Here is a 10,157-nt window from a genome sequence, read left to right on the forward strand (position 1 = left end):
GGCGGTGACCGCGACGGCGGACCGTTTTATTCACCGAAACCGAAGGACAAAGCTATTACCATGAGCATGAAAAAAAATCACAAACTATTATAATAATCCACAACCCGTGATAAATCATATTCGTTTTTGAAAGTTATATTCTCTTTTTTGATATAAGCCTCTAATTGGTCTTTCTTATCGTCGAGGGCTTTAATTACTGAGCTTTTCTTTAATTTGGTTCGGCTTAATGAGCCATCAGGTTTCTGAATAAAATATTCCGAATTATCCTCATAAGCATCGTATCGGCGGTCAACACTAAAAGCCCCTGAATAATTGGCTTTCTGCATTATTTTACTCACATATTTGAGCAACGAAGTTTTGTTTTTATACAAAACCATCAGGTAGCAAACAGGTACCATGCCACCTTCGGTTCTTATGCCTTCAACCTTAACAAATGGGTAGCTTGTGTTGTTTTTAGTATCATTAATAATAAAGCCCTTAATCTGATTCGGATTTACCACAATAGAATCGCCAACCGAGCGCTTAAACAATACTTCTTTCGTATGCGTATCATATTTTAGCGGTACAGTTTTTGGCGCTTTGGTGTTTTCTTTTACAAAAATCAGCTCTCCTGTAAGCCACTCATTAATAAAATATTTAGAACCCTTTGTGCCCTCATAACGAGTATCGTAGGCATTCATGGTAGCGAGTGTTCCTGAAGGAGTACCATATCCGTTAGGTAAATTATTAACCAATATAGCATCTTGCACTTTATTATCTTGTGCAAACGCAGTAGTGATACTCAATAAGGTGGCTGCTGCAAAAAAGGTAGCTTTCATTTGTTTAGATGATTATATACCGAAATATACATATAAAACGAAAAAAATCCGCCAAGTGCTTAGCGGATTTTTATATATTATTTTATTTTTTATCAATACTCATGCGGTAACTCTATGTTTACACGCTCGTGCCACGGTAAACCTTGGGTATTCAATAAGTCCATGAAAGGGTCTGGATTCAACTCTTCGCAGTTCCAAACACCTGGTTTTTGCCATTCTGGGTTAGTTAGCATCAACATGGCGCCAATCATAGCAGGCACACCTGTGGTGTATGAAACCGCCTGCGCTCTTACCTCGCGGTAACACTCAGCGTGGTCGCAGTTGTTCCAAACATAGTAGGTTTTATCCTCACCGTCTTTCACACCTTTAATCTGGCAACCGATAGAGGTTTGACCTGTGTAGTTTTCGCCCAAGGTATCTGGCGCAGGTAATACAGCCTTCAGGAACTCAAGCGGAACGATGTCCATACCGTTAAATTTCACAGGGTCGATACGAGTCATACCTACGTTTTGTAGCACTTCAAGGTGCGTAAGATAAGCTTGTCCGAAAGTCATCCAGAATCTGGCACGTTTTAAAGTCGGGAAGTTTTTAACTAAAGACTCCAACTCTTCGTGGTATAATACATAAGATTCTTTTGGCCCGATTCCCGGATAATCGATTGGTTTGTGGATTGACATCGGCGGAATCTCTACCCATTCGCCATTTTCCCAATAACGACCATTCTGCGTAATTTCACGAATGTTAATCTCAGGGTTGAAATTGGTAGCAAAAGCTTTACCGTGGTTACCGGCATTACAATCGATAATATCAAGGTAATGCATTTCGTCGAAATGGTGTTTATTGGCATAAGCAGTGAATACCTGCGTAACACCCGGGTCGAAACCGCAACCTAATAGTGCCATCAAACCAGCTTCTTTGAAGCGGTCTTGGTAAGCCCATTGCCAGCTATATTCAAATTTGGCTACGTCTTTTGGTTCATAATTGGCCGTATCAAGATAATGTACGCCAGTTTCAAGGCAAGCGTCCATAATAGTTAAATCCTGATAAGGAAGTGCTACGTTGATAACCATTTTAGGGCCAAAGCTTTTAATTAAAGCCACTAATTCGGGCACATTATCGGCATCAACTTTAGCAGTTTGTATTTTTACTCCGTGCATTTCTTCAATATCGGCGGCAATTTTATCGCATTTCGATTGGGTACGACTTGCTAATAGAATTTCCGTAAAAACGTGGGAGTTCATTGCACATTTATGTGCAACTACACTGCCGACTCCACCGGCACCAATGATAATTACTTTTGACATTTTTATGAATGGAGAATGAGTGATTTTATCTTTATGAACTATAAAAATTCACTAAAGTTTAAAACAAGGCGCAAAGATAATGCTTTAGAAAAAAGAAATGCGTAAAACTGTGTTGTTTTTAAAAGAACTTTACCGTTGGATAAATATTTAAGGCTTTCTGCATCTTTTTAGCCCCGAAACTCGTTATAGAAGTAATATTAAATCCCAAAACCATCTCTTTTTATGCAGAAAACTACAAGGACAGAATCATCCGTGAAATATGCGGAGCTATTATTGGTCGGCTTGCTGGCACTTGTTGTGAGTGTCGGACTTTATTTTACAAATATCAAACTATGGTAAAATAAACCCCATAATTGGAAGAAATTGAAATGAAAGGTGGGGAGAGTGAAAGGCAATAGTGTGTTATTTGGTGGAGCTATGACCCCACACCCCAACGGCAGCGGCCGACCGTCCCTCTCCCCAACTGTGGGGAGAGGGGCTTTTTTCGTCCCCTCTCCCCACAGTTGGGGAGGGTTAGGGTGGGGTTATTTTCAAAATTATTTTGTAAAACAACCTCTTTCGTTTATTCCAACGCAGCTACACCCGGTAGGGTTTTGCCTTCCATGTATTCAAGTAAAGCACCACCACCTGTTGATACATAAGATACACGGTCGCCGTAGCCTGCGTTGTTTACCGCAGAGGCTGAGTCGCCACCACCAATCAACGAGAACGCACCATTTTCTTCTGTAGCTTTTACTACTGCCTCAGCAATAGCATTGGTACCAACTGCAAAATTAGGGAACTCAAAAACACCCATAGGGCCATTCCAGAGAATCGTTTTTGATTTCTCAAGAATCTCGGTAAATGTTTTGATGGTATCCGGGCCAATGTCAAGACCTTCCCAATCAGCCGGAATGTGTCCCGTTGCAACAATTTGTCTGTTTGCATCATTCGAGAATTTATCAGCACAAACGTTGTCAGATGGTAAAATAAGATTTACACCTTTCGCTTTTGCTTTCTCAATCAACTCCAATGCAAGTGGTTGTTTGTCGGCTTCCAAAAGAGATTTTCCGATTTCGCCACCTTGTGCTTTGGTAAAGGTATAGGTCATACCACCACCAATGATAAGGTTATCAACTTTATCTAAAAGGCGCTCAATGATAAGAATCTTGTCTGAAATCTTAGCACCACCCATAATAGCGGTAAACGGACGCTCAGCTTTTTCCAGAATCTTTTGTGCATTGTCAATTTCAGCCTGCATTACGTATCCGCAAACACGGTCGGTAAAGAACTGGCCAATAACCGCCGTAGAAGCATGCGCACGGTGAGCAGTACCAAAGGCATCGTTCACCCATACATCGCCTAGTTTGGCTAGTTTTTCAGCAAAGGCTACATCACCTTTTTCTTCTTCTTTATAAAATCTTAGGTTTTCAAGTAGTAATACTTCGCCTGGTTTTAAGCTGGCAGCTTGCTCAGCAGCCGATTCGCCAATACAATCGTCAGCAAATTTTACCTGTAAACCCAATATTACCGAAAGAGGATTCACCAGGTGTTTCAATGAATATTTTTCAGTAGGGCCATCTTTCGGACGACCTAAGTGAGACATCAGAATACATGAGCCACCATCTTTAAGAACCTTCTTAATAGTGGGGATTGTTGCCGTAATACGCGTATCATCAGTGATTTCGTATTTTTCGTTCAGAGGCACATTGAAGTCAACTCTAATGAGGGCTTTTTTGCCCGAGAAATCATAAGTATCTAATGTTTTCATCATTGATAGATAGAGAGTGAGTAATAAGCCTGAGCAAATGAGTAAATTTACTCATTCTTTTTTCGCTCAATCATTTTTGGGGTTAGACGAGTTTCTTTAGGACAAATATAAATTTTCTTTTCGCTATCATCACGAAATTTTACCACGATTCTTTTACTAAGTACCAAAAAAACTTTAAATAATTATATAATTTCTTTGGTTATGAAAAATATTATTTAGCCTACCAACTATTTTAAACTTTTAAGCGTCTTTCAATTTGAGAAATGCCTACCCTAAGTAACGATACTATCAGAAATAGCTGGGGGTGGTTTTAGTTTTTTTGTAAATTTGAACTCTTTTCTACCCATTTATGAAATCAGTTATACTTTTATTTTTCTGTGTGTGTTGTTCGGGTCTGGTTTTCGGACAAGAGGAAGATGATTATTACAGAGCGCCAAGCCAACGGCGTGATGTAAGAAATAATGTGTATCCCAACCTCGACCGTAAGTCGGTTAATATGTACCTTGGCTTAGAGGGCGGACTAAAATCTAGCCAGTCGACCTTAACTAATAATATGGACGGCCTACTGGGCAAAGACAAAGGGCGAGATTTTTACTGGGGTATTGTGCTAGGTTATAGCATGAATAATGTGTGGTCTATTGAAACAGGCTACTACAAAAATCCGAGCTATGTTATTCAGACAGTGAGCTCCGGCAGGTCAATACCTTATACTTATCGTTTAGGAGCGGCTCTACAGACTATTCCTATCCGTTACAAACGAAAGATATTTACCATTGACCCTATCACCAAAAATGCTACTATTCATGTGGGAGTAGGGGTATTACTATCGCCCGATGCAAAAAATAAAAAAGTAGGCGAACAAAGTTTTATAAGTAGACCAAATGACCCACAAAGAAAGGATACCCTTCGTTTGGAAAGTGAAGCTTTCTTAAGCAAAAAAGGTTTTGCACAGGGTGAGCTGCAAGTTGAACTTCATGGTAGAGTCTCTAATGCTTTATCGATTGTAGTTTTCGCAAGAAGTAATATATCACCAAAAGGACTGATTACTTCGAATGTTGAGTATTCGGTTAATAAGTTTGTTACAGACAGAGCCCAGCAGCTATCAAATGGCATTAATTTCAATTTTGGGCTGGTGTTTAGATACAACATTCTGCAAGGCTATAAGTATTCAGACCAGGGCGATTCCGAATAGCTTTGCCATGCCTCAATCTGTTTCATTTCTGGCATTATTGCGCTACCTTTGCCGCTTAAGATAAGCGTTTATACATGTCTGATAAATCCGAAAAAAGACCTCCGGTTATTACTATCATCAATCGCCATTATCCGCCAAATCCCGGTATTACCGGAGAATCGGCGTGGGATATGGCTAAGTATCTGATAGAAAAATATCAGGCCGAAGTACACATTGTACACATAGACCGCACCTATGATGGCGGTGGACAAATACGCCAGCCGATAGGGGTTCTTCACCCAGTTAAGACCATCTACGAAGGCAAAAACGGTTTGTTAAAGTTAATCTCAGGCACTTTAGATGGGCTTTTTCTGGTGCTAAAAGCCAGAAAACTGAAAAAAGGCAAAGTAATTGTAATGACCAGCCCGCCCTTATTACCTTTCTGGGCAAGCCTATTTCTGAAAAACTGGGTACTTTGGTCGATGGATTTATTTCCCGAAGGTTTTGCGGCAGCCGGAACAGTAAAGGCTGACAACTTCGTTTATCGCACAATTCTTAAACAAACGTATCGCACTGCACCACAACACCTGATAGCCCTCGGCCCCAATCAGGCCACCTTCGTTAAGCAGAGTTACCAGCAACAAATACCTACTACCATATTGCCCTGCGGAGTTTTGTTTCATCAGGAAAACGACCCCAATGTACCCACATGGAAAAACGCAGATGGTAAAATTTATTTTGGCTATTGTGGTAATTTAGGACAAGCCCATTCTGACGAATTTCTGTTGCGCTTCATTGATAATCTGGATACCCAAAAGCATCATTTAATACTAGCCGTCTATGGCGAAAAGGCCGAAAGAGTACTAGCTTATGCCCAAGGTCGGGCAGGCATTACGATTCTGAAAAGTGTGCCTCGCAGCCAATTACATTTTATTGATATTCACTTGGTGAGTTTACTACAGGAGTGGACACACATTGCTGTGCCATCAAAAGCCGTAAGTTCTATTTGTGCAGGGGCAGCCATGTTGTTTTGTGGCAACAAACAGGCCGATACATGGGCCTTGCTACACAAAGCCGCTTGGCTGGTAGAAGAAAACAACCAGATAGATGCACAGATAAAAAGCTTTCTGGCTAGCCTCAGCATAGCTGAAATGCAACAAAAAAGAACCAACGCTCAACAATTAATACAAGAACTACAAACCATGGTAGTTAATGCCTATGAAGATGTGAGGGAGTTGGGGAGGGTGTCTTAAAGTAATATTGTGGCGCGAACCGAGCGACTGTCTTGTCCTAAAATAAGTTTACACAAACCTATTTTAGGACAAGACAGTTTAGAAAATTCTAGACTTTAATCAACTACTTATCCATTCAACTCTAATTCCTTCGCCTCATTTTTTTCTAAGACGATTTTTCTTTAACTTTATCAAACAATGAACCTGTTTAAACTTTTTATTTAATGACGAAAATGTGCGAACGTCGCCCGATGTTTTTTGATTAGATGAAGGGAAAAGTTGAGGACGTAGTAGAACTACGTTCGAAATTTTTCTCTGAAATATAATCGAAAAAGCATCATTTGCAGGCAAAAGAAATAAGTTTAAACAGGTTCAATGACTGTGTCTAAAACTCTACTCTTTTATAAGAAAATCATTACTTCTATTCTTGTGCTTTGTTCAATTTGCATTATTCTCACAAGAAACAATTTCAAGTAAGCGCCGTTAAATAAGTTTATTCCCGTTAAATAAACATATGTCCACGTATATATAGTAGACGAACTAATTTATATTTTACATTTGCAGCCGTACACTTTTTTATTGCGATTTACTTGACAATGTTTTGATTTTTTTTTGTTTTTTCTCATCTAAAAAGTATGTCATATGTTTTAAAATAAACTTTTAGAGAAGATTCGCTAAATCAAAAAGTTGCTAAAAGAGTTCTTGTAAAAGTTTTCAAAATAGCAAAAGAAAAAGTGTACGGTTACAAATTTTTTTTACGCAAAATCAATAAAAAGAATAAAAGTTTATAAAGCCCCTTAATCAAATTATTGTAGAAATAATTTATTGTCTGATACAGATTTTTCTTTATTTCAAGGAACAGGCTAATTTTAGGTAACACATTATATGAATATTTCTATTGAAAATTGAACTTAATCATTTATTGAATGTCCATGAAAAACAATTTCAAATTTTTAGGCAGACTATTTGCTTCCTGCTTATTTGCTGTAAATGCTACGGCACAAGTGACTGATACTCTGCCGGCCAGGCATCTCACTTTATTTAGTAAAGCAATTGACCAGCCAATCCAACGGCACAAGTGGGAAATAAATATCAATCTGATTCCTTTGTTTAAACTACAATCTGCTGACAATTGGACCTACTCTTATCTAATCAAGCGGAATATCATTAGGGGTACTAATCCTGGAGCAATACGCTTCATGGTCACCCCATACTTTCTTGGAAAAAACCAATCCTTTTTTGGTGATAATACTATCAAACTTACAAATCCCGTAACAAGCTTTTTTCGCCCAGCCGCCACCCTTGGCTATGAATGGCAGAAAATCAGTGGAAGATTTGTATTTTTCTATGGGGCAGACATTGGCTGGAGGGCAGAAATAAACAAATTTCATGACAACTATGCAAAAAAAAATGATGAGAATGGCGTTGATATCACAGGAAAACTCAGTACTAAATCCATTCAAAATGCAGTGATGTTATCTCCTTTAATAGGTGGAAAGTACTATCTAAATCATCGTTTTGCTATTTCACTCGAAAGTCAGATAAGGCTGCTTTATGGTAAGAAAGTTCAAACCAGTTCTTTTAATGGAAAGCAGATTTCAAAGGAAATTCTCAAAGAACCAGAAATTGCCTCTTTTGGATATTTTGTATTGAATTTTAGTTACAATTTATAAACCATAAAACAACAAGCTCGTGAAAATCATTTTATCTTATCTCACCTTATTTCTTCTCTTTACAAATTCCCATTTGTATGCCCAAGTGGATCCAAAGGTTTACGTAAAGGGAACCGAATGCTCCACTCAATACGACGGTGGATGTTTTTACAATCTTGAACCCACTGCCGGATCTTATTCTAGATATTATTATTATGTCCCAGTTGTTGACTTCGATCAAACATCGAGTACTGTTCCCTACAATGCCACACAAACGTATGCATGGACTGTGGTTGGAGGAACACTTAATGGTCAGACCACGAATCAACAGATCGGTGTGACATGGAACAACACCGCCAACTATAACATGGGTACTGCCACTAAAACAATCAGGCTAAAAATTACTTTTAGCTGGGTTGATGGAACTACCAATAAAACAAAGGAAATAAACAGCATTATGGCTGCTGGAGGAGGTAATTCAGCACAGCCTATAGAAGTTAAATATATAAGCACCCCAAGCTCTATAACTTTTAATAGTTCTACGTTAAGTAATGGAAATTCGCTACTATACGCATGCGGAACATCCTCCAAAACCGTTTCAGTGCCAGCAGTAACGACAGATCCTTCTGGTTCGCCCGTTACATATTATTTCTATTATCCGTCAGGATGGTCAGGACCAGCCAGTTCGAGTTCCCCATCGGTAACGGTTACTCCGCATATTAGTTCAGGTGGTACAATTGCCGTTGAAGCGAAACGAAACGACAGTAACCTTCGCACAAAAATTTCAATTACAATAACACGCCCCCTTCCTACTACGCCAACACTAAATACTGGTGACATCTTGTTGTGCAACCCACAAACTATCACGGCAACTTCTGCAAATGCAACAAGCTTCAATTGGGTTACAACAGGCGGCATATCCGCAAGTTCTCCTGGTAACACAAATTCTGCTTACATCACTGGTACAGCAGATGGAACAGTCAAAGTTTCAGCATCATCATCGGTATGTGCATATACTACCGGATATAGTGTGGAACGTAATGTAAAAAAGAGTGCTCCCAAACCGGCAGCTCTTTTTGTTTATAATAATATTGGAGGACAACCTGATTTCATGTGCCGTGGCACAGGAGTTCAATTGAGTGCTTATACTGATGAGCCAGGAACAAGTTTTGGAAATTGGACGACCAGTGACCCTGCAAATACATATCTATATTATTCGGGAGGAAGTGCCACGTTTAATACTTACATCAACAATTGTTACGGGATAGATGTAACTGCTAGCAACTGTTTCGGGTCTGTTCAAAAAGGCATTACAATTTGCGTTGATGATTGTGGCGCGCGAAGTGCGAGTTATACGGTTTTCCCAAACCCAGCTCGTGATGTGATCAATATAGAATTTGACGAATCTAACGAGGCAACAAATCTGCCAGAAACTATTAAACTTTATTCCGAAACAAGTGGCAAAGAAGTTAAGACAGTAGATACGGCTAAAAGTTACTTCGACAATTCCTTCAAGTCTAGTAAGACTTTGTCAATCAAGGTTGATGATCTGCCAAGGGGTATATATTATTTACATTTAGGTAATGCAAAGGGAGAAGTCAGGAAAATCCGCATCTTGCTAGAATAAAGGGAGAGATTTTCATCTGGATGAAGAATCCTGTGTCAGCGCATAATCGCTTTGGTGCAGGTTTTTTCTTTTTTTAAGATAGCGTTTTTCTCTTTCATCATATTGCCTCCTATCAATTACGTTGCTGAATGAAATAGCCGACATTTCCAAGAAATCCGGAACCTGTCAATTAAGGGACAGACTTAATTGTCTAGTCCTAAAATAGGTTTACACAAACCTATTTTAGGACTAGACAAAAATGATTTAAATTTATTAAAATTCCATTTTTTAAGGTTGACATATTAACAAAAGAAAACAATGAAGTTGTTGGACGTGCTAATGGTATAAATATACCTAATGCTCAAGCTATTTTTGATAGAATAAGTAATGGAGAAATCATTAAAGAAGTCTCAATATTTGATTATTTTTATCTTGAGAGCTTTGATAGAAAACGAAAAAACCGATGGGAGTGGAAACTAAATGACTTACATAGTTATATAGGTTTCTATCCAGCAGGAATTCATTGGTTTATATCTGAAAAATTTAAAACTATATTAAATTTAGGACTTTCGCTTTTGCGAAAGAGTTTAAAAATAGTTAAGTTAGCCTCATGCTAACGAAAAA

Annotated in this window: 7 protein-coding genes; 4 read left to right on the plus strand and 3 right to left on the minus strand. The window is 38.7% G+C overall.

Going from position 1 to position 10,157, the window contains the following annotated elements; translation table 11 throughout:
- Positions 1-77: 77 nt before the first annotated feature.
- From WAE64_RS20475 to WAE64_RS20485, 3 genes are all read right to left on the minus strand, one after another.
- The gene (locus WAE64_RS20475; protein ID WP_340239637.1) at positions 78-818 is read right to left on the minus strand and encodes a hypothetical protein; all 741 of its coding nucleotides are present in this window, start codon (positions 816-818) and stop codon (positions 78-80) included.
- Positions 819-910: 92 nt separating this feature from the next.
- Positions 911-2,122, minus strand: a complete 1,212-nt coding sequence (locus WAE64_RS20480) for a saccharopine dehydrogenase family protein (RefSeq protein ID WP_340239638.1) — start codon at positions 2,120-2,122, stop codon at positions 911-913.
- A gap of 562 nt (positions 2,123-2,684) precedes the next feature.
- The gene (locus tag WAE64_RS20485; protein ID WP_340239644.1) at positions 2,685-3,872 is read right to left on the minus strand and encodes a phosphoglycerate kinase; all 1,188 of its coding nucleotides are present in this window, start codon (positions 3,870-3,872) and stop codon (positions 2,685-2,687) included.
- 349 nt (positions 3,873-4,221) lie between these two features.
- Here WAE64_RS20485 and WAE64_RS20490 point away from each other — a divergent pair, with 349 nt between their 5' ends.
- The 4 genes from WAE64_RS20490 to WAE64_RS20505 all read left to right on the plus strand — a co-directional run bounded on the left by WAE64_RS20490 (position 4,222) and on the right by WAE64_RS20505 (position 9,554).
- Complete coding sequence (locus tag WAE64_RS20490; protein ID WP_340239639.1) at positions 4,222-5,064, plus strand: hypothetical protein; 843 nt, start codon at positions 4,222-4,224, stop codon at positions 5,062-5,064.
- A gap of 74 nt (positions 5,065-5,138) precedes the next feature.
- On the plus strand, positions 5,139-6,296 hold the full coding sequence (locus WAE64_RS20495; RefSeq protein WP_340239640.1) for a glycosyltransferase family protein: 1,158 nt from the start codon (positions 5,139-5,141) through the stop codon (positions 6,294-6,296).
- 911 nt (positions 6,297-7,207) lie between these two features.
- Positions 7,208-7,948: a hypothetical protein gene (locus WAE64_RS20500; protein WP_340239641.1), complete on the plus strand. Its 741-nt coding sequence runs from the start codon at positions 7,208-7,210 to the stop codon at positions 7,946-7,948.
- Positions 7,949-7,967: 19 nt separating this feature from the next.
- Positions 7,968-9,554 carry a T9SS type A sorting domain-containing protein gene (locus WAE64_RS20505; protein WP_340239642.1) on the plus strand — a complete coding sequence of 529 codons (1,587 nt, stop codon included), beginning with the start codon at positions 7,968-7,970 and terminating at the stop codon, positions 9,552-9,554.
- The last annotated feature ends 603 nt before the right edge of the window (positions 9,555-10,157 follow it).

The sequence above is a fragment of the Emticicia soli genome, from assembly GCF_037860775.1.
GTDB lineage: Bacteria > Bacteroidota > Bacteroidia > Cytophagales > Spirosomataceae > Emticicia > Emticicia soli.

Excerpts from the sequence above, each read along its gene's own strand:
- WAE64_RS20500 (WP_340239641.1), top strand. The coding sequence starts at position 7,208 with ATGAAAAACAATTTCAAATTTTTAGGCAGACTATTTGCTTCCTGCTTA.
- WAE64_RS20480 (WP_340239638.1), bottom strand. The coding sequence starts at position 2,122 with ATGTCAAAAGTAATTATCATTGGTGCCGGTGGAGTCGGCAGTGTAGTT.
- WAE64_RS20475 (WP_340239637.1), bottom strand. The coding sequence starts at position 818 with ATGAAAGCTACCTTTTTTGCAGCAGCCACCTTATTGAGTATCACTACT.
- WAE64_RS20485 (WP_340239644.1), bottom strand. The coding sequence starts at position 3,872 with ATGAAAACATTAGATACTTATGATTTCTCGGGCAAAAAAGCCCTCATT.
- WAE64_RS20495 (WP_340239640.1), top strand. The coding sequence starts at position 5,139 with ATGTCTGATAAATCCGAAAAAAGACCTCCGGTTATTACTATCATCAAT.
- WAE64_RS20490 (WP_340239639.1), top strand. The coding sequence starts at position 4,222 with ATGAAATCAGTTATACTTTTATTTTTCTGTGTGTGTTGTTCGGGTCTG.